This is a genomic window from Dendronalium sp. ChiSLP03b (genome assembly GCF_034531165.2).
Lineage (GTDB): Bacteria > Cyanobacteriota > Cyanobacteriia > Cyanobacteriales > Nostocaceae > Dendronalium > Dendronalium minutum.
In genome coordinates, this window is record NZ_JAVRBR020000156.1 from 1 (window position 1) to 26,484 (window position 26,484).

Consider the following 26,484-nt stretch of genomic DNA (forward strand, 5'->3'; position numbering starts at 1 on the left):
GAATCCTTACAGCATAGGATTTTTACCAAAAATCTTGATTTCAGCCATTGTGTTAGAAAATAAACGCTCAAATGCTCGCTCTATCTACAGTTGAAAAATTGGCTACTATTTTTATTTTCCCAGAGTGACTAAAGAGGGTTATTAAAGTTAATAATAGAGTCAAAAAAATTAACCAAAATATAAACAATAACGATCGACAACAGAAGTTGGTAAAAGCGTAATACTAAGACACTTCAAGAAGTCTGAGGGATTAACTGCTAAAGGCTATTCCGCTATGATTAGCAAAGTTTTAACTGTAAGTATTTATGGATAACGATTTGCTGGCTTTTTTCGCGGGTGTTGGATTACTTATCCTCTATCTAATTTTCTCAGCATTGACTGAAATGGGTACTAAGCTACCTTGGAAGAAATAAGCTGATAGACAGAATTTGTTCGTTTAAACTCTTGAAAAGCTGAGATTTCTCAACCTAATAGGGCTTTGAAAAAGAAGCAAGCATCCTTTAGGCTAAGTTGACATACCCATAAACTGAGAAAGTGTCAAATGCGAGATCCAGAGAAAAACATTATTAAAATCGATCCTGGAACTTTTGTTTTGATTGTGTCTGTCCTTCTACTCTTGCCCCTTTTGTTCGCTGGGTTTTTCTGGCAATGAGCTTGTTTACAGTCAATGGTAAATAACTGCAAGCTGAATAACTAACTACTTGCAGTTCCCTTATTTATCTTTATTTGTTTTAGTTGGTGAGGAGATATCAAATGTAGCTTTGCTACCATCTCAGTGCGAGCTGAAACCTCCAATTTGCGAAACATTCTTTTCAAAGCTTGCTTGACAGAATTTTGCGTAATCCAAAGTTTTTCACCAATTTCGGAATTCGTTAACCCTTGTGCCACCAACTCCGCAATTTCTAGCTCACGGGGTGTTAGAGGGCTTTCTAAGAGAGTGTTAGAGATTTTTGGTGGTGTTGCCCGTAGAGTGGCGAGTTTTGCTGATAAATGAATGCATAAAGCGCTTAAATCGGCTAAATCGTTGCCATTAAAGGCAGGATTCCCCTTGTCTCTAGCCAAATTAAGCGTACCTACAAGACGACCATCACTAACAATTGGCCCGGTCATCACGTGTTCGTGGTCGTGGCGCGAGCAAAAATGCTTCCAGTCTCCTGGAGATAATATCAGTTGCTCGTGAGCGGGAGCGTGACGCTCAACCACGTAGCGACCAACGGGATTACTCTCTAAGCAGACTGCTGGAATGGCTGGAACATCATCAACCTCAGTCGCTGGGTCGTCTATAAAATAGATACCCCAATGTTGCACGCCAAAATGTTCGCCAATTTTATCTGCTAGAGCTAGTCGTAATTCTTGCTCATTGCCAACATTAGCGATCGCTTGAAATATAGCGTGAAGAGAATTAGGCATAAGTGTACCCAGTTGGGGTCTATGCGAGACTCAACAATTACTTCTATGCTAATACCAGCAAAGCTAAAACGCTAATCTAACTGGTAACGCTAGGAGAAGCACATGACAGTTACACAACTCTCTGCTCAGGAACTTTTCCGGGCTGCTTATGAAAACCGCTACACTTGGGATAAGAATTTTCCCGGTTATACCGCAGATATTACTTTTAAGGATGACGATAAAGTAATTACAGGTCAAGTTCGCATCAACGCCAATCTCAAAGCCGAAATTTTAGGTGTAGATGACGAACAAGCAAAGCAGGCAATTCACGGACAAGCGTGGGAAATCGCAATTCACCGCATCCGTCGCAGCTTTGAAGAAACCCACGGTGCAAACACTTTTAGCTATGGCGACACTGACTTGACAGATGCAGTGGAAATTTTAGTTGGTGGTAAGTCTGAAGGCGATCGCTACAAAGTCCGCAATAATGAGGTGTGCCTAGTTCACCGTCAAATTCACGGCGTTGTAGTGACAATTAACACTTTTAGCAGTCACGACACTGGCGAAGGCTACTTGTCCCACACTTATGACTCCGTATATCATGACCCCAAAACCGGAGAACAGAAAGGAGGCAGAAGTGAATTTACCGACGAGTACGAAAAGGTTGGAAATTATTTTATTTTGAATCGCCGCGAGATTCGCACTGAAACAGAAGGCAAACTGTCAATTCAGGAATTTGTCTTCTCGAACATTAAACTATTAGAGCCTGCTGCTTAAGCTATATCTGGCAAGATAAATAACAGCGATCGCTTGCTTAATCCCAAAAGCGATCGCTTTTGTTTTTGGCGCAACGGAGTTTAAATGCTTAACTTGAATATCTGGAGATATCTTTGGTCTTTACTATCTTTTCTGAAGCATTTTATCAAGGCTCATAGTACCTCTTTATTACTGCTGTTGCTTGGAGTTTTTATCCCTCTGGAGGTCTTTGGAGAGTTGGCAGAGGAGGTCTGGGAGAACGAAGGTGGCTTTGCGTGGGATGTACCTATTCTATTGGCAATTCGCCAGCAACATAATCCTCAATTAGATGTTTTCGCTTCGATGCTAACCAAATTGGGGGTGTTCTGGGGTGTTTTTCCTGTTGCAACTGCGATCGCAATCAATTTTTTTCTCCGACGACAATGGCGGCGATTTTCATACCTAATTATCACCTTAACAGGAAGTATTATTATTAACCGAACAGCAAAAGTACTACTACATCGAGTGCGTCCTCATCTGTGGGAGTCACCATCTCCAGAATTTGACTACGGTTTTCCTAGTGGTCATGCTATGTCGAGTATGACTTTAGTAGCCGCCTTGGTAATTCTCACATGGGGCAGCCGCTGGGAAAAGCCAGTTTTGATTGTCGGCAGTTTGTTCGTCTTGGCTATTGGCTGGACGCGGCTATACTTAGGAGTTCACTATCCCAGCGACATTTTAGCGGGTTGGACAGCCTCGATTGCTTGGGCAACTGGAGTTAGTCTGCTGTTCAAGCTACATCTGAAATAGGTAGACCAAATTGTTCTACTACGATCGCTTGCTGTATGACTCGCAAGATGAAGATTTTAAAGATATAGTCCATTCCAAAATTAGTATTAAGTAGGTCGGTGTGAATATTTATCGTTGAGACAAGGCAGAAGGCAGAAGGGAAGAAGGTTTGAGCTAAGTTTACTTTTCGTTACATAGTTATGTTTATTTGCACCTTTCTACTTAAACCCTCTATTGCGATCGCCCAGTGGCGAACGGTTTACGATTGCGTTCTACTAATCCATCCCACTGCACAATGAGAGTACTGCCCATTTGTTGCTGTTGCTTTGCCCACATTGATAACAAATCGAGACAAGAGTGATCTATATAAGCCAGCTTGTCTAGATAGATATGTAACTCGGTTCCAGGTGGCACTTGTTCTAGAGTGTTCGCCAATTTTGGTAGCTGTACAAATGTTGCTGCTCCCTGTAGATGAATGTCTATTTGTCGATCGTTATGATGTTCCACATGGATATTTAGGATGGACATTTTGTAAATTAATGTCATTGCTGTCAGTAAAATACCAATCAGCACCCCTGTGAGTAGATCGGTGGTCACAATCCCGACTAAAGTTGCAAAGAATATCACCAAAGGAAAACGCCCGTATTTCTTCAATTGGCGAATGTGTTCTACTTCGATCAGTTTGTAACCAGTGAAAACTAGAATTGCTGCGAGGCTAGATGTAGGAATCATTGCTAGTAAGAATGGTGCAGCAATTACTAAGACGAGTAGCCAGACACCGTGCAACATTGCCGAGAATCTTGTTTTTGCACCTGCTTCTACGTTGACAGAACTGCGGACAATTACTCCTGTCATCGGTAAAGCCCCTAATAAACCGCAAACCATGTTGCCAAATCCTTGTGCTGCCAATTCTCGATCGAAATCGGTTCTTGGCCCGGTATGCAGACGATCAACGGCTACAGCAGATAGCAAACTTTCTGCACTGGCAATAAAGGCGATCGCGATCGCTTCCAGCAGCACTGGTGCTTGAATTAAGCTTGGTAAACTGCTCAGTGTTGGTAGTTGAATTGCTTCTAGCAGATTTGCTGGGACATCAACGTAGTCAATTGGTAAGCGATACACTGTGGCGATTGTGGTAGTGACAATTACACCAATCAGCGCACCAGGCAATAATTTCAAACTACGCGGCTTAAATTTATCCCAAAGGATAATAATGATGATAGTTGTCAAACCTAGCAGTGCTGCAATGTGATGTACGCTACCATCCATTGGAAAGATAGCTTTATAAATGGTGCTGGGAATAGCAATTAAATTTTCGATGCCATGTGTGCGTGGTTTGTCATCAAGCATGACATGAAACTGGGAAGCAAAAATTAAGATGCCAATACCTGCCAGCATTCCATAGATCACAGCTGGAGACATGGCGCGAAACAACTGACCAAGTTTGAATATGCCTGCAAGAAATTGAATTAAACCCGCTAGTAGCAGAATTGGCCCGACCATTTCAATGCCATATTGTTGAACGATTTCTGCTATGATCACCGCCAACCCAGCAGCTGGGCCACTAACCAGCAGCGGAGAACCAGAAACAGCACTGACAACGATTCCGCCTACTATCCCTGTAATTAACCCACGAGCTGGGGGAACACCAGAAGCGATCGCAATTCCCATACATAAAGGTAAAGCCACAAGAAACACCACAAATGATGCTGGTATGTCTCTAGTCAATGAGAGTTTGTCTGTGATGCTTATCAGGTTTTTCATAAACTACTCCTTAAATGAAAAGTTGTAATTTTGACTTACTGAATTAACTGCTCTGACGCAGCAGAAAGTAGACTTGCAGTCAACAGAATTGCAAATCGAACTAATATTCAGGAGGCTGAAATGTTTATTAATAAACTTCGTTATCTGTTTATGACTATCTGCTTGCTGCCTAGTTATTTACTTATTGTTTTGTACTTTTAATCACTTAGTATTTGGTAAATCAACTACTTCTATCAACAACTCTTGACTTGAGATTCAGACTTGAGAGTGCTAAAAAAATTGCCTCACATGGTTTTAGATGGGTTAATTTTTAACTATCGTTACCATTCATATTTCTTAATGTGTACTCAGAGTATGAAGTATTGCATGAGATAACCATGAATAAATCATGAGAAATTTTTCATATATGAAGTTATATGAAGTTAGGAATCAGGAGTTAGGAGTCAGTTGTCAGGAGTTATTATTCTCCCCCTGTCCCTCTGCCCCTCTGCCCCCCTGCCTCCCTGCCTCCCCTGAACGCAAGCGATAACCCATACCTCTAACTGTCTCAATAAGGTTGCTGCCTAGCTTCTTGCGGAGATAACCTACGTAAACATCAACAATATTTGAACCTGGGTCATAGTCGTAACCCCAGACGTAACTGAGCAATTGCTCTCGGCTGAGGACTTGTCCGGGATAACGCAGAAAAATTTCCGCTAGAGTAAATTCTCTGGCGGATAGTTCGATAGGACGATTACTGACTTTTACATGACGGGTACGCAGATCGAGAACAACATCTCCTACAGAGAGTAAAAATTCATCTTTGACTCTGGGTAAGTAGCGATCGCGCAATCGCAAGCGGACTCTTGCCAAAAGTTCCTCAAATCGAAATGGCTTAGTAACGTAGTCATCAGCTCCATTTTCCAACCCATGTACTTTTTGTTTCACATCGTCAAGTGCACTGAGAATGATAATAGGTAACTGCTCACCCTGACCGCACAATTCTTCCAACACTGCCCACCCATCTTTGCCGGGAAGACCAATATCCAGAATCAGTAGGTCAAAATTATTACCGCTAGCCATGGCAATAGCTTCTTCACCGTCCTTGGCAACAGCAGTGGTGAACCCATTAGCCCTAAAACCCTTTTCTAGAAAGCTAGCAATGCGGGGTTCATCTTCGGCGATTAGAATCCGGTTCATGTAGTAATACCTCCTGATACTAAGTTGAGGGGGCAAAGAAGCAGAGGGGCAGAGGGGCGGGGGGGGAGATTTAACTCCTCTCTCTATTGCATCCTCTGAAGTTCGGAGCTGAAACTTTCTCCCTTGCTCCCCTGCTTTGTTATCCCTTAGTGACGCTCTTTGAGCGCAACTCGGTATGAGGTGGTTCTAGCGGAATGATTAAAGTAAAAGTAGATCCAGCAAGTGCGCGACTAACGAGTTCAACTTTACCACCATGAGATTCCGCGATCGCGCGTACAATCGATAATCCTAAACCGGCACCTTCAGAACGACGGCGGCTACCAGAACCGCGAGCAAATCGCTGAAAAATCCGCTTTTGGTCGCTAAGAGGGATGCCTTCACCTGTATCACGTACCCAAAGATGTAGTTTATCTTTGATCGCTGCCGAACCAAGCGCAATAATATCGCTTTGTTTGGTGTACTGAGTAGCATTCTGAGCTAAGTTCATTATTGCCTGTGTCAGCCGCTGACGGTCGCCTACAATCCGACATGAAGCTACGGACTCCAAGCGCCAGTCTCTTACAGCTAAAGCTTTAGCTTTGGCATACAGTTCTTCTGTGAGCGAACTGATTTCTAGAGTTTCTAAATTCAAAAAATCGGGTTGCTCAGCTTTAACTAGTAATAGCAAGTCATCAACAAAGCGATTCATGCGATCGAGTTCGTCGGTAACTAATTCTATAGTTTCTTGACGTTCTTGGGGATCGTCGCCCAGCAGTTCCAAATGACCCCGGATAATTGTGATTGGCGTTCGCAGTTCATGACCGGCATCATTGATAAAATCTCGTTGAATGGCGAAGGCTGCTTGCAACCGTTGCAACATTTCATTGAAGGTGATGGTCAGTTCGGCAATTTCATCTGAGCCTTTTACAGGAATACTTCGCGTCAGGTCAGACTCAGTAATCGAGCGAGCCGTTTCGGTAAGTAGGTGTAGAGGTGAAAGCACCCGTCCAGCCACTATCCAGGCTACCAAGGAAGATACAATCACAACAGCGATCGTTACCCTCATAATCGCAATGACTACATCATTCACTTCTTGCTGTTCGTCAAGGGTGGATTGAGCTACTACAAACACCCCGTGAGTTTGCCCCTGAATTATTGGCTCGGCTCGATAAACTATAGTATCGGTAGGAGTAATTAGCTGATTCTGTTCGGGCTTAGTCAATTGAGCAAAGTACTTTGCTAGCTCTGAATCTTGTTTTAAATAACTGGGAAGAACTTTTGGGCTGGATCTGTAGATTTTACCATTTAACAACGTCACCAAAAATTCGTCATCATCAGGTATATTGCGGTTAATAAATATCTCAAAAATGAAAGTAATTTTGTTCTCAAATATTTTATCTTTTCGATAATTGATACGATTAGTAAATAGTCTAAATTCTGCTATTTCCTGCTGCAAAGACTTTTCGATACGCTGTTCCATACGCACATAGAGAAAGTGACGGATTGCCAGGATTGAGACAAAAGCGGAGATACACATTAACACAACATACCAAACTAAGATACGGGTGCGAACGCTAAAAAATATCCTGTACCATTTAGGAACTTGGTTTGTTCGTGTCATTCTTCTTTTGTTACTTTAGCTGCTTTGGTTGAAATTTCACCTGGTAAAGTGTTTGCAATATTCTAGCTTGGAATTTTCTATGGATTTGGTAATAATCAATGCAACGAAAGGATAGGAATATTCAAGAGATATTGTTTGATATTAAGTAAGTCGGCGCGAATTAACCTAACTATATAAAGAAAAATAAAACACTGTGCTTGGCTCTGAGTAAGCGCTGACTATAAACATTTAATTTTTTACACCGACTTACTTAGCTTTGAATATAAACACTGTGTATAAATAATAAATTATTTGTTAAGCTCAGGATTTGAGCTACCTAAAGCAAAGTCATCTTTTAATATCTACATAAATCACAAGTTAATTTCATAAAAATTTAATAATTTTTCATAAAAAACTGTTCGCTATTCCCTATTCCTTGTTCCTTTCTCTAATAAATATTTCACAAGTAAAATGGTATGAGCTTATCCCATGTCATGTTACCAAAGATAGGGATAAGCCAACGTTTTATCTATCAATTTAATGGCTCGATGATGGTTATTAAGCCGTTGCTATTAAGTTTTTTCGATATTTCATCAGCGTTATAACGGTTGCTAAAGACTCCAGCTTGCATAACTCTTCGACCCTGCCAAACTGTGGAAAATGCTCCAGGGGCAAAGAATCGCACTAAATCCTGCTCTCTGTCAGTGAGAGTTTCCACAACTACACGGTATCGGACACCCATCTCCTTAGTTATGGTGGGCGGTACATAACTCCCACCATAGGCAGTTGTATAAGTTTGAGGTACTGGTACTTTTGACATATTGGGAGTATTACCAATAGGGATATTGCCATTAGGAATTGGCAAAATAGCTAGATCGGTCTGGGGATCGGTTTTTGGTATTGGCGATAATTGCCTTTGCTCCTGCCCTCTCAGTCCTGCTGAGTTGGATGGCTGCTGGGGTGCAACAAACTCAATTGTGTTGGGATCTATATGCACATAATTGAGTTGTCGCGTATTAGGTTGAATTGCTGGCAAAGGAGTTATTTTTCCTATATGGACAACTGGAGTATTTGTAGGTGTTTCTCTGGCTGCTAAGCTGCTAGGAACAGGAAAGCCGCCTACTGCTAAGGTGGGTGGTTGTTGATTATATGTAGGCACAGTAAGTGGTACAACGGCTGGCTGCAAAGGCAACAATTGACTGTTGAGTTTTCCAGCACTATTATTGCTGGGCGATGTTGCTATTGGCTGGTTGGAAGTATCGGAAGCTCTAGGAGCAGAAAAGGCAATCTCTGGGCTGGGTGGAATTTCTGAAATTGCACTACTGGGTGCTGTGGAGGGTTGAGAGTTATTCGCTACTGGTGCTGTTTGAGCGTTGATATCTACTTTGCCAGCGATCCGATCGCTAGCGAAAATATTGCCACCAGCAAAAATCACCTGTTTGGCAGCGCTAGCATTAATGTCATAGCGAGTATTGTTACGAAATTCATTATTGCCGGCTTCGTTAGCACTACCCAAATCTGGGAGGGATTGAGCGATCGCAACTAAACCATCTTCTTTACTATCTTGAATTAAGTTGTTCCGTAAAATCGGGCGAGCATTGGCTTGCACTAAAATTCCAGAGCGGTTGTGCTGAATTTGATTACCTACCAGTACTGGCGCAGCATTTTGGGTAATATTAATCCCAAAGCCCGTTTCTTCAAAGATATTTTCTCGCACCTGGGGGCGGGAATTGCCGCCAATTGTGATGCCATTTGCCCCATTACGATAAAAGTAATTCTTGCTAATTGTGGTAGCACTATTGCCAGCTACAGAAATTCCATCCTGGGTATTGCCAGTAAATGTATTTTCTGCGATCGCTGGATTACTCGATTCAATCCACAAGCCGTAACCACGGGGATTGGGGTTGGTGACTGTCACCCCAGTCAACTTTCCTTGATTTGCCCCAACAATTGTGACATTTTGACCGCCAAAACTCCGACTGAGGTATTCGCCACCTCCCTGGATTGTAATTCCCTGGCCTTTGTTGGCAGCATCCCCTTGAATGGAAACGCCCGCTTTCAGCATGAGAGGAAATATCTCTCCAGCCTCAGCGCTATAAGTACCTGGAGAGAGCATAATTACTGTGTTAGAAGTGGCTAATCGCAGCGCTTGGGTAATTGTTTTCACAGGAGCGCGTTCGCTACCATTGCCCCCAGTGTCATCTCCGATACTTGGGTTGACAAATAGCACTTGAACCTGAGACATTGTTGTTTCACCTAGGGGCATCCGATCGCTTACGGATGGTATCTGAGCTACGACGCTGCTGAGGCTTCCACCCAGCAATGTCATGCTTGTCAATCCCACGCCAACCGCAAAACACAACACTGAAAAACCGGAATAAGGCGTTGCTAATCCCAGCCAAGGGTTTGGTTTATCTACCTGGGAAATTAGCTTTACTTGCAGGCTATCTGCTTTACGAGATTTGGCGAACACAAGGGGGGGAACCAATTTTACACTTCTCCTTAGAAGTAACAATAAATTTTTATACTGTCAGAAACATAGTAATGTCGATAATGTAATCTACATATTGACCTATTGGCTATTTTGCATAGAAAGTAATTAATAAAGGAATAAGGAGTGGGGACTAGGGACTAGGGACTGGGCACTGGTGACTGGGGAAGAATTTTCTCAATACCTAATACTCAATACCTAATAGCCAATACCCAATCCTCAATCTCAATACCAATATCCAGTAAATTACCAATGCGAAGAACATTGCAACTATGAAAGAGGCTGGCTATTACGATGAAAGCACTAATGGGGTTGTTGTAATGGTCGAGCCATACAGCCAAAAAGAGCTAATACAGCAAGTTGTTTACCGCATTTTAGATGCCAATTTAGACCGCGCTCGTGAAGGCTTGCGAATTATTGAAGAATGGTGTCGTTTTGGGTTAAATAATGCCCAATTGTCTGCGGAGTGTAAACAGTTGCGGCAAGAGATAGCGATTTGGCATACTGCTGAATTGAGAGCGGCGCGAAATACACCAGGCGATCGCGGCACGGAATTAACCCATCCTCAAGAAGAACAACGCTCTAGCGTCAAATCTTTGTTGCAAGCCAACTTTTGCCGCGTTCAAGAAGCATTGCGGGTTTTGGAAGAATACGGCAAGCTTTACCACCCCAATATGGGGCCGGCATTTAAGCAGATGCGCTATCGGGTTTATACCCTAGAAAGTAATTTGATGGGTTATCAGCGCCATCAGCTGCTTTTGCGATCGCGTCTGTATCTTGTCACTTCCCCGTCAGAAAGTTTGTTAGCAACTGTGGAAGCTGCCCTCAAAGGTGGATTAACTCTCGTGCAGTACCGTGATAAAACTGCTGATGACACCTTGCGTCTGGAACAAGCGACAAAGCTACGGCAGCTATGCCACAGTTACGGGGCTTTGTTCATCATCAATGACCGAGTGGATCTAGCTTTAGCGGTGGATGCAGACGGCGTGCATCTAGGACAGCAAGATATGCCTATTGCCATTGCCAGACAATTACTTGGCCCCCAGCGATTAATAGGTCGCTCGACCACAAACTCTGATGAAATGCAACAGGCAATTACCGAAGGTGCAGATTATATTGGGGTTGGGCCAGTTTATGAAACTCCGACGAAAGTGGGTAAGGCAGCAGCAGGTTTAGAATACGTCAGCTATGCTGCTGCAAATAGTTCTATTCCCTGGTTTGCCATTGGGGGAATAGATGCAAATAATATCAATGATGTGATTGATGCGGGAGCAGAACGTGTAGCGGTAGTGCGATCGCTCATGCAAGCTGAACAACCTACCCTAGTGACACAATATTTACTGTCACAGCTGAATCGCGTCAAACCAGAGACATAAAATTAAAAATTAAAAATGTTTTTTACAACTTTGTCACAAATTTTAATATGCTGTTACTCACAGCGAAATATGAAAATCTCTCTTTCCCAGTCCCCAGATAGTTTATGTCTAACGAGATTACGCTTGAGGTAAATGGGGAAACTTGTAGCTGCTCATCCCAAACTCTTTTACCTGATTTACTCCAGCAGTTGGGTTTTAATCCCCGTTTAGTAGCGGTGGAATATAATGGTGAAATTTTACATCGCCAGTTCTGGCAAGAGACAAAAATCCAAGCGGGCGATCGCTTGGAAGTAGTAACAATTGTTGGCGGCGGTTAACTTAATAAACCATTGGGAACAGACTCAGTTTTGTAAAGCAAGCGGTGCAGGGTTTTACGCTTGGCTAATTCTTTACCTTGGCGACCGAGTTGCTCGCGCAATTGTTGATTTTGGCATAATTGTTTGAAAGCTTGAAAAACTTCATAGCCAGACTTAGGATTCACCAGTATGCCATTTTCTTGATGGCGAACTGCATCAATGACAGAACCCAAACGAGAAGCAATTACAGGTTTACCGAAGTAACTTGCTTCTAAGTAAACAACGCCAAAACCCTCCAGACTGCTAGCCTTGGTGTCTAATAAGGTCAGCATGGCAAATATGTCACAGGCTGCGTAGTAGCCAGATAATTCGCGATTGGGTACATATCCTGCAAAGTGTACTCGCTTATCTACTCGCAAGCGATGCGCCAGAGATTTCAGTTCTGATTCACATGGGCCTTGGCCGCAGATGATGTAGTGGACATCTACGCCAATGGTAAGCAGTAGTGGTATGTTATCAATCACGCGATCGAAACTTCTGTGTTTCACTAGTCGTCCTACTGAGAGAATGACTACTGCTGTTTCCGGAATATTGTAGGACTGACGCACGCGCAGACGTAATTCGTCTAGACTGCCTTGACTGGGTTCCCCACCAAATTTTTCCGGTCTAATCGCAGGATTAATCACATGGGTAGGAGTTTCTAAGCGAAAAGTATTTCTGAGGTAATCTCGCGTAGAAGAATTATTACAAACAATCGCTTCGGCTCGTGTCAGTGTCAATTTAAATAGCGATCGCCAAAAAGGATTACGTAAAGCACTAAGAAGATCGTTACCATGTAGGTAAATAAAAAAGCGTACAGGTAGAAGATAGCTTAGTAACAACAACGAAGGAAACTCGTAGCTGTGACCCCACTCAATATAGCGGTAGTGATAGCGAAAATAAAGCCTGATAGCTAATACAAACGAACAGACTAAATTGCACAGCGGCTTTAAAAGACTCCCCAGAAAATGACCTAGCCAGTATCTAGGATTTGGCCAACGATAGACGGGAAACTGCTGAGATCGATCGAATACCTTATCACCCGCACAACTAGCCGCTAGAACAATCACTCTTTCCGGATCTTGAAGACAACGATTATAGAGATATTCTCCAATTAGAGCCTCTTTTGGCAAGAAAAGACGGGATATAACTAAAATGTCTGGGGATGCAGTTTCGTCTCTAATTTTTGTTCCTAGTTGTGAAATATGTTCCATGTTAGTTTTGATAACTTCAATCTCAAGTATTTGTAATTGTTCATAACCGAAATTAGGACGAGGTAAATTAATATTATTTTGCTCCTATGAATTTTGATTTACTAATTTGCTTGTTCCATCTTTAATCAAATCAAAATGTTCCATCAGTTTTGACATTGCTTTAGCTAAAGCTTGGGAGTTAACTGAGGTATGGAGCAAAATGCTTTGTTGCTCTATGGTGATTGCTATGGATTGGGGACTACAGGCTAATTCCTCAAATCACAGTTACGATGAGGATTATCTTTAAGATAGGTTGAGGAACAATTCCTGTTAATGATTCGATCGGGGAATATACTGGCTATGTATCTAAGTTTCTCCTTTTTTATCATGTTCGCCAACAGTCTCTTCGTAAAAACTAGGAATTTAGATGTTTTTTGTCAAAAATTTTCACAATCTGTAATTAATTTCAGGATGGTAGAGATATTTATACCTATCATTGACACTCTATAGTTAAAAGCTTCTAGTTTTTAGGTGAATGTATTACAAATACTTAAGTAATATTCTAAAACATTAAATATAGAGGTTTTATTATTATTTGTGTAAAGTGTTTGTTAATTAATCGTTTTCTTTATTATCTTTCAAACCTAAATTTTCTCTAGGCAAGTAATAATTAACCAAAACCAAAAGTTGATAGGCAATTATAGCTAAATTGACTAAAAGTAGCTTCTTCTTAAGAGGCTATAATGAATCGCCACACATATTGTGCCAAAATGCCATAAAATTTTTGACATTTTAGTAGCCTATCTCATTGCTTGGCTATGAGAACAAATGTTTTATTTTTGCCAATAAACTACTTTCGTAGAAATTATTTTGGGTTCTATCAAATGATTACCAACTAATTATTTTTAATAGATAACTGAATGGTTATAACTTCATCACAATAGCTATCTCAGGATTCGTCAATCCCCATTGTAAGTTGGCTAAATAACTTGCATACTGTAGTTTAGATTACTAATTTAAATTGTCAAACGTGCTTATGACTCCACACTTATAGATTTGCTAAAGATGAGAATTGGTGGATGCACAATTTTTGAGTAAACACTAGCTTCTACAAATAATCATAACTAAAAATATCTCTAATTATCACTTAAAGATTACGGCGATCGCTTAATAAAAAAGGTGAGCAGGGGGGCAGAAGAGCAGAGGAAAGAGTAGAGACGCGATTAATGAGCCAGCGCGTTGCGGGGGTTCCCCCCGTTGTAGCGACTGGCGTCGCGTCTCTACTCAGCACTCGTTAAGTATCCGGAGACAGAAATAATTAATTGATTCCAAAGTCCCAGGATAGGGGCTAGGTTTTGAGGTACGGTTATCTACTACAGAAATCCTCCCTCCGCTTGCTGTCTAACCAAGATAAGACGCGGTAGATTGGATATGTAGCCGTCAAAGATGAATGTTACACAAAGCTACTGCCAATCAAGAACTCGCTAAATTGTTACGGGCTGGTACCACCACACCGGAACATCCCTATCCTACGGGGAGCAATCATAAGCAATACCATTTTTCAAGTGACTGTGCTATGCGTAAAAAACTACAACAAACCATCAAACCGCTGTTAAAAACTTTCTTTGTCCTGAGCCTAGTGTTAGCTATGGCACTTGGTCACGCCGATGGAGCATTAGCTGCCCGCAGTGGTGGTAGGATCGGCGGTGGTTCATTTAGAGCGCCTTCGAGCCGCACTTACACACCGCGCACCTATGCGCCTCCTGGCGGCGGAGGATACTACGCACCAGGATATGGTGGTGGTTTTGGCTTTCCTTTCCTAATTCCCTTTTGGGGTATAGGGGGAGGTTTTGGCGGTTTGTTCAGCATATTAATTTTCTTAGCGATCGCCAACTTTTTAGTACAAAGCTTCCGTCGTGCTAGCAGTGGTGAAGTAGAAGAAACAGGCTACGGCAACAACCCCCCTGTTTCTGTAACGCGTTTGCAAGTTGGGTTGTTAGCTCAGGCGCGCGATCTGCAACCCGAACTCAACCGCATTGCTGAAGCTGCTGATACGAACTCTCCAGAAGGAAGAGCAGAAGTTTTACAAGAAGCTAGCTTAGCCTTGCTCCGCCATCCAGAATATTGGGTATATGCAGGTGGTGGCACGCAACAAGCTAAATTAAACTCAGCTGAAGGTCAGTTCAACCGTTTGGCGCTGGCAGAACGCAGCAAATTCAGCGAAGAAACTCTTTCTAACGTCAATAACCAACTCAAAGCAGCGCTTGCCAAAGAAGCATTACCAGCTGCTGATGAACTCGATAACCCAACTCGTCTAATTAGCGAAGGGCCTGGGGAATATATTATTGTTACCTTATTGGCAGCAACACTAGGCAAGTTTGAAATTCCCAAAATCAACAGTACTGATGACTTGCGTCAAGCTTTGCGGCAAATTGGTGGTATTCCTAGCGATAAACTTCTGGCAATTGAAGTTCTTTGGACTCCCCAAGCTGAAGGTGATGTGCTGACATCTGATGATGTACTGGCAGAGTATTCTGATTTGAAATTGGTTTAATTTAAACCTGTTGTTCAAGTTCCTGAATAACCCATAGAAAAAAGGCTGCCTAGGCAGCCTTTTTTTAATACGTAATTTTATTTTGATATTTCTTCCTTTTTTGCTACTCAAAATATTGAGAAAGCGGATGCCTTAACTTAGTAATTTTCCTTAATTTATTTAATTAAATGTAGATTAGCAATATCGGAAAAGTTCTTCCATAACACTCAATATTTATTCTTTTGTGATTTTGACTTCAAAGGACTTATCTTTGAGGCGCGATAATGCCCGATGGCACAATTACAGAAGAATTAAATCTTGGACACCAAACTCCTCATCTCCCCCCAAGAACTCTCCTCACTGTTAAAAAATCATTCATCACAAACTATCATCATTGATACGCGGAGTCTAGAAGAATATGCTGTCTCTCACCTTCCCAGTGCGATTGACATTCGAGCATTGTTTACCTATCTTTTAGAGAACTCTCACCCAGAAGGATTAAGGAAATTACACGAGCATTTCACTGAACTATTGAGCAAAGCAGGAATTTCCGGCAAGGAACGCCTGATTGTCTATGAAGACAGTTTAGATCGGGGTTACGGGCAGTCTTGTCGCGGGGCTTTTTTGCTCAAGTATTTGGGTTGCGCTCAAGTATCTGTCTTACACGGGGGATATAAAGCGTGGCTGGCTGCTGGATTACCAATCACCGATCGAGTACCAAATCACGAAAGCAGGATGTTTACAGTGCATCCCGACGCTTCAATATTAGTGACTACACAAGAAATGTTACAGGCACTCGATAACCCGGCAATTATCAAATTAGATGTGCGCGATCGCGACGAATGGCAAGGGCTTAGTTCTTCTCCCTACAATCCTGATTTTTGTCCTCGCAAGGGTAGAATCCCTAACGCAGTCTGGTTAGAATGGCATCGCCTGATGAATTGTGAATCACAAATCCCCATATTCCGATCGCCAGCCGAAATCCGAGAAATTTGTCGATCAGTAGGTATTACTTCAGAGTCTATTGTGTACGTTTACTGCTTTAAAGGTTCAAGGGCTGCCAATACATTTATTGCCCTACAAGAGGCAGGAATTGATGCCAGAAATTATTTTGGATCGTGGAATGAATGGTCTCGCGACTTCTCACTACCCGTTGATAGTAGAGTAATTTGAAGGAGGCAGGAGATTGCAATGAGCGTGTAAAGTTCAAATAATTAGCGATCGCACATCTTTTTAATCCCATTCAGGTGCGTTTACCTTGCGCGATCGCAGATTCGGTTTCTTCCTATGGGTGATATTTATTTACAAAGTGTTCTTGTTTACAAGTATCCTACTATGAAAATCTTTACTAATTGAGTATTTTGATATGTGTCAATTCTTTAAGTATCTACGTACCTGTGTCATATTAGGCTTGCTTTATTTCGTGTTAGGCTACTCACTCCCTGCACAAGCAGCCAGCCAGATTAATCCCCAATTAGAACAGCAAGTTTTACAAATTCTCCGCGAACATCCAGAAGTAATTCTCGAATCTGTTCAGGCGTACAAGCAACAACAGCAAGAGCAATTTAAGCAAGCACAGCAGGCATTTTTACAGAATTTAAAAATCAATCCCCAAGTAGTTATTGGTAATTCTCCTACTATCGGTTTGGCTCAATCAAAAATTGTGTTAGTCGAATTCTCCGACTTTCAATGTCCTTACTGTGCTGAGGCGCATAAAACACTTAAGCCATTGCTAGTAAAGCATCATAATGATTTAATATTTGTTTATAAACATTTCCCTTTGACTGCAATTCATGCTGAAGCAATGCCAGCTGCCCAAGCAGCTTGGGCGGCGAATCAGCAGGGTAAATTTTGGGAGTATCAAGATGCTCTGTTTGCTAATCAAAAGCAACTTGGTGAAGATTTATATTTAGATATTGCCAAAAAACTCAATTTAAATTTGCCAAAATTTGAGCGCGATCGCCTGCTTGCAAATACTGCTATTGGGCAAGATATCCAACTTGCTAAAAAATTGGGAATTGCTGGTACACCTTCCTTTGTAATGAATAGTCAAAATTTCTCTGGGGCAGTGCAACTATCAGACATTGAAAGTAAACTGGCTGATACTAACAACAACTCAACTAAAGTTCGCGGTTAGCGATTGAGTAATAACCACAATAACCACAAGCTTGTACTGTCTATGCACAATGAGTTGAGTGTCATGGCGATCGCAGGTCTAATCAAAGAAAAGATGAAGGATAAAGAATTCATCCTTCATCCTACCCTTTGGGAAGCCGCCCAAGGGGCATCTACATCCTTTAGAAGTTAAAGGTGGTTCTCAACGTACCAATCACCGCATCTTCGTTGTCAATCGCAGATTGACCAGCATTTGTCAACCAAATCACACCAGGAGTAATGGAAATGTTGTCGGTGACGCGATATCTATAGAAGCCTTCAATGTGATAAGGGCGATCGCCACCGGCACTTCCTAAATATGGTTGTGCGCCTGCGAAAATCCCTAAGAGATTGCCTTTTTTACCAAAGTCTGGTAAAGATACTCCAGCTCCGTAACTCCAAACTTCACCATCATCACCAGCACCAAAGCCTGTGATGTCGCTGTAAAGTACAAAGCCACTAATTGACAGTTTGTCACTTGGTTTGAAAGCGGCTTCAACACCGTAGGAATTACTGGCATATGCATTGCCAGCAGCGACAAAGTTGGCTTGTAAAGTACCGACTACGCCAGTTGTTGTACTTGCCGATCCGGCATCGAATAAAGCAGTACCGCCACCATGATATCCGTGGACGTAGGTTGCAGCTAAGGTGATGCGATCGCCAACGTTCAAATTCAACTGTCCTAAAGCAGCATAGTTACCCTCAAATAAACCTGAACCTCCTATCGGGTTATTTGCTTCAGATGCAAAATAGCCCAAGGTTAATGAAGGTTTGAAGATACCACTACCACCAAAGCCCAAGTTAACGCCAATACCAGCACCACCACCAATCCGATAAATGGGGCTTTCAGAAGCAAAGGTAGACAAAGCACCGTTACCGCCGTCAAAATCCTCAAAGTATGGGTTGACGGTAGGAACGTAATCGCTGTGAATACCTCCAGTAGCTGCAATATAAACTTGAGAGTTGCCAAACGGGAAGTAATATGACAACCAGTCGATAGCAGCACTATTGGTGGTATTGGGGGCTAAGTTAAAAGTTTGAGTTCCCTCAAACGTGGCATTTGGCAAAGTCAATCCGACGGCATTACCAGCAGCAATCCGAGTATGCAGGGTATCTTTACCTGTGAAACTGGTTTGTAGGTCTAAACGTACCCTGTCTTGGAAGACAGTGTTATTGTCGTCGTCGCCGCCAAAGTTGTCAGTAACAGCAAAAATTGCCTCACCAACTAACTTGGTTGTTGTAGAGAACTGATTAGCTTCTAATTCAGCAGTACGTGCTTCTAAAGAATCTACTCGACCGCGCAGAGTTGCTAATTCTGCGGAGAACTCTTCTTGCAAACGTTGTAGGGTTGCCAAATCTTGTTTTGTTACCAAGTCAGCAGTTGCTGTAGCAATTAGTTCATTAACTCGATCTAAACAAGCATTCAAACCTGCGGCAAACTCATAACGTGTCAGTGCCCGGTTACCACGGTAAGTCCCATTGGGATACCCGGCAATACAACCGTAGCGCTCAACTAGAGACTGTAATGCTTGGAATGCCCAGTCAGTTGGCTGTACGTCAGAAAACTGAGAAACTGATGTCACCTGAGACAGGGAATTTTGATTGTTGGCTTCACTGCTATAACGTTTAACTTGTTCTAAAACGTTATTTTCATCAGTTTTTGCTTGGGCAACCAACTGCCCAGAAGCTGTTGGTGCTTTTGTTAGAATTACTTCTGCCTTGGTATCTTCAGCGGAGTCTAGGATTTTGGCAGCCATTGCCCTAGACGAACACAACACCGTCACTCCTAAAACTACTGGACTCAATACCAGAGTTTTCCACAATAAATCGGACATTTTTTTATTTTCCCTAGAAGAGGTAATTGACCACAAATACACCTATGTACAGAGAAAATCCTGACGTTTGAAACATTATAGGTTAACTTTATACAATACCTAAAGGATTATTTCAGGTCAATGGGTATACAACATACAGCAAGATGATTTGTTGCATTTCCCATTGTTTATGTTTTGTTTTCAAGATAATCAATAGCTTGAGTAGCCTTGGGATGAAATCCGTCAAAGCACCCAATAAGTTGTTTTTTGCAGATTTTGGGGTTATATACTCTAAATTAAAAGGGCTGTAGCTTGTTTACAAGACAAAGCATTTAAATCGCTGGGTGCAATTAAATATACAGTAAACCCTTGGTTCGTAATCAGCGCTAAAACGCTTAGATAAGGCTTAAAGCTCTTGCTATAAACTTTCATTTATCTACACCTATCTATGAACGTCAGGTGCATGAAGGTAAAAAAGTAAATGTTCATATGTTATGAGACATGGGGTATCTGTGGCTTTGAATTGTCACAAATCAAATAAGACTGCGATAAAAAGTCAATCAAAGTTAAGATGTTTGCAAAGAGTTGAGAAAGACTGCTGTTTTTTAATTCACAAATATTCTGACAATGCGGATTTTGGTAGTTGAAGATGATGTCTAGCTAGCAGACATGCTTGCTTCACTACGCTGACGCTCCATTCGCAATGACAGCTGTTCAACCGGACACAATTTTACTATGCCACAGGGAATGTTTGCGTTGTACCGAGTTACTACGAACTTTTTGGTTTAGTGGCAATTGAACCAATGGCAGTAGCAACACCTGTAATTACTAGTAATGTAACGTGGGTTCGACAGATTTTAAAAACCCCTCTCCAAACATCCTCACTACCCTGATACCACAGGCATTCTCGAAGGATCGACCTATTTTGATATCTTGCCATTTCCTAACGCTGGGCGATCGCAACCTATTCCCAATTAACTTTGAAGAAGGCAGCTATGCAGAAGGCAAAGGTAGAAGGGGATTTTATCCCTCCTACCTTTGCCTTTCTTAATTTATCTGAAATTCACTCAGCTTCTTGTGTCACGTAATTGCTCATCATCCTTATGAATGTCTAATTCCTCACGACGAAGAGTCTCTTGGGCCTCAACTGTATCCTGTTCAACTACTTTCTTAACTCTTACTTCCTCACGCAAAACTGCTTCCTTGTGAATATCAGGGGTTTCTTCATAAACCTCCATACGAGTTACTTCTCCTTCACGGAAGTCAGCTTCAGCAGGCGATACAGTTCTACCAGCCTCTTCTGGAGTAGTACGTTCAATAATTACGCGTTCTTTTTCAACTGGTACAGAAACTCTTGCTGTCTCAGTTTCAACGTGCTTGCCAATAGATACCTCTCCTGTCTTAACACGGGATTTATTGGTAACTAAACGTTCTTCGTATAGTTTCAGGTTTTGGTGATCCCGCTCATTAGTATCGTAAAGATTTGGTTCGTGTTCATACCTATATGTATTACGATCGCGGGCAACAGTTGATTCGCGATCGCTAGAGGCTGGTGGAACATCTACAGGTGTCGATGTATCCAAAGGTGTTTGTCTAACTGGAGTACGATAAACTCCACGCACCCGTTCCTCATAGTCGTAATCAATCTGTTCCAAATTATTAAAATCTGGTAAATTTTCTACTTGCTCCTTCGTCAGCCCGATAGCATACACGCGCCGATCGGAGTAGTCTATTTTGGAACGCCCAATTGGTAACAATACTTGCCTACCAAAAAACCAAAAACCTGTATCAACAACTAAATAGCGGACACGAGCTGAATCATCTACTAAGATGTCTTTGACATTGCCAACTTTATCGTCATCGATATCTGAATAGACATCAAAACCCCTAATGTCATACTTATCAAAATCTGCATCACCATAGTTGGCAGCAAACTCTTCCAGTTTATATAAAGCCATATTATTTTGCTCCAACATCTATCACTTACAATTTTAAAAATATAAATTCTTGCTCCTTCTTCCTAAAGAATGATTTTAGCTAAACCCTCCGGCAGTGCTGGACTCACCGCAAGCAACTGACTCCTCCTGACAACTTCTCTTTGCAGCGCTGGTTCGACCATCAGCAGCTAAGACATACACTTAATATTCAATCCAGTTTTCTTCACTATCTAGGTAGATAACAATTTCTGCAATTCTTCTCGCAAGGATAAAGGTTGATACCCTAACCCAAAAGCTTTGGAACTATCTAAAGAAACGTCTACTGGTCTGGGTGCTGCCATTTTTACATCTTGCTGTCGGCAAGCTTTTAGTCCAATAGCGGGGAGTTGAAATATATCTACTAAAAGTTGCCCAAAATCATAGCGAGATATTCGCTCTTTTCCCCCTAAATGAATGCGCCCGTTAACTTTTTCCAATGCTAATAACAGACCTTTGGCAGCAGTTATTGCACTTACTGGTGTACGAAATTCATCTATAAATAAACTTAGTTCTTTTCCCTCTTTCAATGATTGCATAAATGGCTGCATAAAGCTTTTGGCTGTAGGCGTTGCCATACCAAACATTAAGGGCATACGACATACTGCTGTCAGAGGATAGCGCTCTAGCATACCTACTTCAGCCATGACTTTTTGCTCGCCGTAAATATTTACAGGACATACAGCATCTGTTTCGCGATATGGAGGATTTAAGCCATCAAAAACTAGGTCAGTTGATGTAAAGGCGCAAGGAATAGAATAATCTGCACAAAGTCCAGCAATATTATTAGACGCTGTCACATTAATTTCGGATGATTCTTGTGGATGGCTTTGACAAAAATTCGGCTGCGATTGTGCCGCTGTATGAATAACTGCTGCTGGCTTAATATCACTAAATATGTGCTTGAGTTCCTGAAATTCTGTCAAGTTAACTTTTACTAGTTTAATATCAGGAGGCTCTATAATATGTGAGTAATAAGTGCCATAAACTTCCCATTCGTGCTTTGCTAGTTGGCAAACATACCATCCTAAAAAACCGCTAGCACCAGTAATTAATAGTTTTTTCATATCTCACTGAGTATCGCAGAGAGTGAATTGCACAAAGCAGTTTTTTGCAGTCCACCCACATAATACACTGCGCCCTCATTGGGAGGATACCTTACATTCGGTGAAAAGAGATTATTTAATTAATTCTTGAAAACGCTTGTCATTACGTACTTTGTTAAAATCTGGATCGGTTTTTGCTAACTTCTGGTACTTCCCAGGAGCAAGCTGGATAGCTTTTTGTAGGTTCTCAATTGCTAATTCCACATTGTTTTGTAATGCATAAGAACAAGCTTTGTTGTAGTAGGCTTCATGCTTGTTCGACTTGATGGCGATCGCTTTGTCGTATGATGCTAATGCTTCTTGGTAGCGTCGTAACTTTGTCAAGGCTATGCCTCGATTAACCCAAGCTTCAGGCTTTTCTTTTTTGATGGCAATCGCTTTGTCATATGACACTACCGCATCTTTATAACGTTGCAACGATGTTAGGGCATTACCTCGGTTGTACCAAGCTTCATCTTTGCCAGGATTGATGGCGATCGCTGTATTATATGATGCTAGCGCTTCTTGATAGCGTTGTAATGATGTTAGCGCGTTTCCACGATTAATCCATGCGTCAGCGCTTTCAGGCTTGAGCGCGATCGCTTTGTCGTATGCTAGTATCGCCTCTTGGTAATGTTGTGTGTCTAACAAATAATTACCTCGATCGAATAAATCATTTGCCTTTTGGCTAGCCTTCGCTTTTATGAGTAGTTGAGAGACATTAATTTCCTGTACTACTTGCTTGGTATTTTCTGTTGATGAGTTTGCTCCATAACTACAGCCAAATGTGAAGAAAGCGATAAAGCCAGAGGCAATGAAGCAACGCCAAAAGACCATGCTGTACCTACGAAACTCACGATACAATGTTAAAACTTGTTTATATTTTATAATATTATCAAACAACTTTGATTTTTTTAATTTTAATCACGTTCCAATAATATACTCTGCTAGAGTGTAGGAATTTGTAAGCGCCAAGCGATATAATTTCTTAATATGCTAAGTATAAAAAAAGCAAATGTTTCATTAAAATTTGACTAGCTAATTCCTAGCAGAGACTTGACAAATACACCAAAATCATTAAAAAGCAATGTGCTGAAATTAGCAGCAACAGACTTCTTGCCAAAATCTATTTCTCCTATAGGAGAGAAGTCAAAATCTGAAATTCTGGATTCAGTAAGACTCTGTATTCTGGCTCCTACTATTACTAGAAAGGAATAGGGAATAGGGGGAATCAGGAAGATGAGAAAGACACAGGGACGCGGGGAGTTTTGAATAAATCATTATCCGAGTTTGATATAACTCTTGCCTTCTACTTACTAGGATTCTTGCCTTACCCTACCCAGCGACAGTTAATATAGAACAGCTGTTGAACTGAATCTACTGGGGCAAAATAGAAAACATGACGATTGAACCTAATTCCCCCAATCTACCAACCCCAGAATCCAGCCCCGAAAACGAATCGCAGCCAGATGACTTTGATGCTGGTGCAAATGATAATCACTTAAGTTCAGAAGCGCTAACAGCACAACAAGCTTTAGCTGCTATTTCGTCTTTGCAATCTCCGCAACATACAGCTGCGCTGCAACAAGCGCGTTCTAGCTTCGGGCAACGCATTGCTAATCAGTTCACAGTTAAGCCAAGGGCATTGCTGATTACTCTAGTAGCGATCGCCATCACTTTTATTGGAGTTGCCATCAATAACTGGTTCATCGGCATTTTCGGAACGCTGGTGACTTTGGTGTTATCTCTAGTGATGCTGTTGCCTTGGCTGAAATATGTAGTAGTTGAGTGGTTTTCACCTCAAGATAGAACAATATTTGTTGCCTTTGTGGGACTATTAGCAGTAGCGATCGGCTTGTTGAAATTTACTGGTGTAGGCTCCCGCTTACTACTTTGGGGAAGCCAAATTAATTGGGATATTGCCGGGACTCTGGCAGAATGGTTTGGCGCTTTGGGTCAAATTCTCATTGCCATCATCGCCGTTTACGTGGCGTGGCGACAATACGTCATTTCCAAAGACTTGACAATTCAGCAAAATCTGCTCACTGTTCAGCAAAATATTATTACCCAGCAGCAGACGATTGATTCCTATTTCCAAGGCATCTCAGACTTAGTATTAGATGAAGAAGGATTGTTAGAAGACTGGCCGCAAGAAAGGGCGATCGCCGAAGGACGCACTGCGGCAATTTTTAGCAGTGTCGATGGTAGTGGCAAAGCAAAAATTCTCCGCTTTCTCTCCCGTTCTAAGTTGCTGACACCCCTAAAACGCGATCGCCATTTAGGTCGAGCCATTCTTAACGGCTTTGGCGGTTATGCTGAAGACCGAATTGCAGGTGTGCGCGTTATTGATTTAGGAGTGATGCTAGCCGCAGCTGACCTTTCGGGCACAGATTTACGTTGGACTGACCTCAGTGAAGCTAACCTTGTCCGTGCCAATCTCAGTGGTTGTGACTTGGTAAAAGCCGACCTCTCGCGCACTATTTTGTATGATGCTAATCTTAGCGGTGCCGACCTGAATGGGATTCGTCTATTTTATGGTTCAGTGGACAGGGCATCACCCCGCAGTCGCACCGAACCACCAAACTACGAAACTGGCGAACACACTGGTGCTGTTGTACAAAATGCTGATTTTACTGATGTACAGCGGATGTCTGATGCTACCCGCTACTATTGCTGCGCTTGGGGTGGCGAAAAGACCAGAGCGACTATTCCCGGTGGTTGTGAAGATATTCCCAATAAGTTAGGACGCTAAAAAAAGGCTGTTCGCCCTACAGCCGTTTGGGCATCCTACAGCAGGCGTTCCCGCAGAGTAAAATCAAATCTAAAGCCTGAAATATCGCACTTATCGATCCATTAAGTAAGCGATCGCTGTTTTAGTAAAGTAGAACGTATCGGTAACGAACCAGTGCGCGATGATTCTATTTTCTTTGCTAAAAAGTTTGACCGCTAGAGAGCGGAACAGTGACTATTGCTATTTGGGCATGAAAAAATAAGTACTACTAACGTACTCTCTCAAATAACCTTCTAATAATATCCGTCCCCAATTTGATACTTTATTAATCTATAATCAACTGATATAAAAAACTAATAACTAGACCAACTATTGTAGCAATCAAACCTGCACAAAAGAAGTAGAAAAACAATTCAAAACTTGCTTGAATATTTTGGGTATATCTGAAATAAAATATTGCCCAGATTGCTCCAAGTGTTCCTAAGATTCTTGTTGGAATCGTTGCGATTGCTATGAAAGTTTGAGTTCTCATTTATATATAGTATTATGAACCGTAAAAATTTATCATTAAACACATAATAGAAACCACCTGAATACTTACAAAAAATATGCACGAATAGAATCTATAAACACGTATTTATCCAGAACGGCTCATGAATAAAATCTGGTGAAAATCAATCCTCCTAAAACTGCTCCTTCAATAATGCCTATAATCCAGAAAATGAAAATCCAAAAGACCCAGACTATGCCTTCACCGCCAATAAATAAACCACCTCTGGCTTCTTTATATGCCCTCAAACCAACTAAATGACCAATATAACCACCAACTATTGCACCAACTAATCCTCCAAAAAAAGAGTAGAAAAATAACTTGATAATTATTTGAATATTTTGGCTATACAGTAGATAAATTATTGCCCAGAGCAATCCTATGATTGCTGAAATTACTACTGCTGTTGTTGTAATAAAAATTATCAATTTCATCACTTTTTCTGCGATCTTAGCTGTGGGGAAACATATAAAGCCTTACTTAAAATCTTTTATTCTTGAAACTATCAAAGTCAGTAATATCTTAATTGTCTGCACGGATAGCGATCGCGCCAACCCAGCCTTAAAATAACGTGAGTTCGACAAGCCCTTTCTTGACCTCTCCCCCAACCCCTCTCCGTGTCGGAGAGGGGAGCCAAAACCCTAATTTTTCGTTGCTCCTCTCTTTCCCTGTGGGCTACGGTGTACACACAAGTATGCCCAGAGCGAGTTTCCAGCCAAAAAAGGTGGATTCAAACAGATCTAGTCCGCGAACCAAAGTAGTAATACCAGGAGGTTTCTGAGACTTGTAACCAGACCAACCACCAATTCGAGCA

General features: G+C 41.7%; 22 protein-coding genes and 1 pseudogene. 11 read left to right on the forward strand and 12 right to left on the reverse strand.

Annotation, left to right across the window (positions count from 1 at the left end; translation table 11 throughout):
* Nucleotides 1-693: 693 nt before the first annotated feature.
* The gene (locus RMY31_RS36120; RefSeq protein WP_322660463.1) at nt 694-1,410 is read right to left on the reverse strand and encodes a helix-turn-helix transcriptional regulator; all 717 of its coding nucleotides are present in this window, start codon (nt 1,408-1,410) and stop codon (nt 694-696) included.
* Between the two features lie 102 nt (nt 1,411-1,512).
* Between RMY31_RS36120 and RMY31_RS36125 the strand changes: the two genes are divergently transcribed.
* Nucleotides 1,513-2,166 (forward strand): DUF3386 domain-containing protein, encoded by a 654-nt coding sequence (locus RMY31_RS36125; RefSeq protein WP_322660461.1) that lies wholly within the window; start codon nt 1,513-1,515, stop codon nt 2,164-2,166.
* An 84-nt stretch (nt 2,167-2,250) separates the two neighbouring features.
* Nucleotides 2,251-2,934 carry a phosphatase PAP2 family protein gene (locus tag RMY31_RS36130; RefSeq protein WP_322660460.1) on the forward strand — a complete coding sequence of 228 codons (684 nt, stop codon included), beginning with the start codon at nt 2,251-2,253 and terminating at the stop codon, nt 2,932-2,934.
* Nucleotides 2,935-3,144: 210 nt separating this feature from the next.
* Here RMY31_RS36130 and RMY31_RS36135 read toward each other — a convergent pair whose 3' ends face one another.
* From RMY31_RS36135 to RMY31_RS36150, 4 genes are all read right to left on the reverse strand, one after another.
* A complete protein-coding gene (locus RMY31_RS36135) occupies nt 3,145-4,677 on the reverse strand; it encodes a SulP family inorganic anion transporter (RefSeq protein WP_322660458.1) in 1,533 nt (510 codons plus the stop codon).
* A 450-nt stretch (nt 4,678-5,127) separates the two neighbouring features.
* Entirely contained in the window at nt 5,128-5,856 is a 729-nt protein-coding gene (locus RMY31_RS36140; RefSeq protein WP_322660456.1) for a response regulator transcription factor, read from the reverse strand.
* A 139-nt stretch (nt 5,857-5,995) separates the two neighbouring features.
* On the reverse strand, nt 5,996-7,456 hold the full coding sequence (locus tag RMY31_RS36145) for an ATP-binding protein (protein ID WP_322660454.1): 1,461 nt from the start codon (nt 7,454-7,456) through the stop codon (nt 5,996-5,998).
* Nucleotides 7,457-7,967: 511 nt separating this feature from the next.
* Entirely contained in the window at nt 7,968-9,764 is a 1,797-nt protein-coding gene (locus RMY31_RS36150) for a DUF1565 domain-containing protein (protein WP_322660551.1), read from the reverse strand.
* A 434-nt stretch (nt 9,765-10,198) separates the two neighbouring features.
* Between RMY31_RS36150 and RMY31_RS36155 the strand changes: the two genes are divergently transcribed.
* Complete coding sequence (locus tag RMY31_RS36155; RefSeq protein ID WP_322660452.1) at nt 10,199-11,302, forward strand: thiamine phosphate synthase; 1,104 nt, start codon at nt 10,199-10,201, stop codon at nt 11,300-11,302.
* Between the two features lie 104 nt (nt 11,303-11,406).
* Nucleotides 11,407-11,619 (forward strand): sulfur carrier protein ThiS, encoded by a 213-nt coding sequence (gene thiS / locus RMY31_RS36160; protein ID WP_322660450.1) that lies wholly within the window; start codon nt 11,407-11,409, stop codon nt 11,617-11,619.
* On the opposite strand, the gene RMY31_RS36165 is transcribed toward thiS, so the two are convergent.
* Nucleotides 11,616-12,851, reverse strand: coding sequence for a glycosyltransferase family 4 protein (locus tag RMY31_RS36165; protein ID WP_322660448.1), 1,236 nt, complete (start codon nt 12,849-12,851; stop codon nt 11,616-11,618). The genes thiS and RMY31_RS36165 overlap by 4 nt on opposite strands.
* A 1,555-nt stretch (nt 12,852-14,406) precedes the next feature.
* Between RMY31_RS36165 and RMY31_RS36170 the strand changes: the two genes are divergently transcribed.
* The 4 genes from RMY31_RS36170 to RMY31_RS36185 all read left to right on the forward strand — a co-directional run bounded on the left by RMY31_RS36170 (nt 14,407) and on the right by RMY31_RS36185 (nt 17,671).
* On the forward strand, nt 14,407-15,384 hold the full coding sequence (locus tag RMY31_RS36170; RefSeq protein ID WP_322660549.1) for a DUF1517 domain-containing protein: 978 nt from the start codon (nt 14,407-14,409) through the stop codon (nt 15,382-15,384).
* 297 nt (nt 15,385-15,681) lie between these two features.
* Entirely contained in the window at nt 15,682-16,536 is an 855-nt protein-coding gene (locus RMY31_RS36175; protein ID WP_322660446.1) for a sulfurtransferase, read from the forward strand.
* Between the two features lie 193 nt (nt 16,537-16,729).
* On the forward strand, nt 16,730-17,500 hold the full coding sequence (locus RMY31_RS36180) for a DsbA family protein (RefSeq protein WP_322660444.1): 771 nt from the start codon (nt 16,730-16,732) through the stop codon (nt 17,498-17,500).
* Nucleotides 17,501-17,542: 42 nt separating this feature from the next.
* On the forward strand, nt 17,543-17,671 hold the full coding sequence (locus RMY31_RS36185; protein WP_409879686.1) for a hypothetical protein: 129 nt from the start codon (nt 17,543-17,545) through the stop codon (nt 17,669-17,671).
* Here RMY31_RS36185 and RMY31_RS36190 read toward each other — a convergent pair.
* The gene (locus tag RMY31_RS36190; RefSeq protein WP_322660440.1) at nt 17,661-19,352 is read right to left on the reverse strand and encodes an iron uptake porin; all 1,692 of its coding nucleotides are present in this window, start codon (nt 19,350-19,352) and stop codon (nt 17,661-17,663) included. The two genes, RMY31_RS36185 and RMY31_RS36190, sit on opposite strands and share 11 nt — an antisense overlap.
* Nucleotides 19,353-20,059: 707 nt before the next feature.
* On the opposite strand from RMY31_RS36190, the pseudogene RMY31_RS36195 reads away from it, so the two are divergent.
* Nucleotides 20,060-20,170, forward strand: a pseudogene (locus tag RMY31_RS36195) (glycosyltransferase); the annotation flags it as partial.
* A gap of 2 nt (nt 20,171-20,172) precedes the next feature.
* Entirely contained in the window at nt 20,173-20,382 is a 210-nt protein-coding gene (locus tag RMY31_RS36200) for a hypothetical protein (protein ID WP_409879688.1), read from the forward strand.
* Between the two features lie 16 nt (nt 20,383-20,398).
* Here the strand turns inward: RMY31_RS36200 and RMY31_RS36205 are convergent, their stop codons facing one another.
* From RMY31_RS36205 to RMY31_RS36215, 3 genes are all read right to left on the reverse strand, one after another.
* Nucleotides 20,399-21,289, reverse strand: a complete 891-nt coding sequence (locus RMY31_RS36205) for a DUF2382 domain-containing protein (protein WP_322660438.1) — start codon at nt 21,287-21,289, stop codon at nt 20,399-20,401.
* A gap of 209 nt (nt 21,290-21,498) precedes the next feature.
* A complete protein-coding gene (locus RMY31_RS36210) occupies nt 21,499-22,371 on the reverse strand; it encodes an NAD(P)-dependent oxidoreductase (protein WP_322660436.1) in 873 nt (290 codons plus the stop codon).
* 111 nt (nt 22,372-22,482) lie between these two features.
* Nucleotides 22,483-23,226, reverse strand: coding sequence for a tetratricopeptide repeat protein (locus tag RMY31_RS36215; protein ID WP_322660434.1), 744 nt, complete (start codon nt 23,224-23,226; stop codon nt 22,483-22,485).
* A gap of 562 nt (nt 23,227-23,788) precedes the next feature.
* Here RMY31_RS36215 and RMY31_RS36220 point away from each other — a divergent pair.
* Nucleotides 23,789-25,141, forward strand: coding sequence for a pentapeptide repeat-containing protein (locus RMY31_RS36220; protein ID WP_322660432.1), 1,353 nt, complete (start codon nt 23,789-23,791; stop codon nt 25,139-25,141).
* Between the two features lie 304 nt (nt 25,142-25,445).
* Here RMY31_RS36220 and RMY31_RS36225 read toward each other — a convergent pair whose 3' ends face one another.
* Entirely contained in the window at nt 25,446-25,652 is a 207-nt protein-coding gene (locus RMY31_RS36225) for a hypothetical protein (protein WP_409879692.1), read from the reverse strand.
* A gap of 119 nt (nt 25,653-25,771) precedes the next feature.
* Nucleotides 25,772-26,104 carry a hypothetical protein gene (locus RMY31_RS36230; RefSeq protein WP_409879694.1) on the reverse strand — a complete coding sequence of 111 codons (333 nt, stop codon included), beginning with the start codon at nt 26,102-26,104 and terminating at the stop codon, nt 25,772-25,774.
* Nucleotides 26,105-26,484 lie beyond the last annotated feature (380 nt).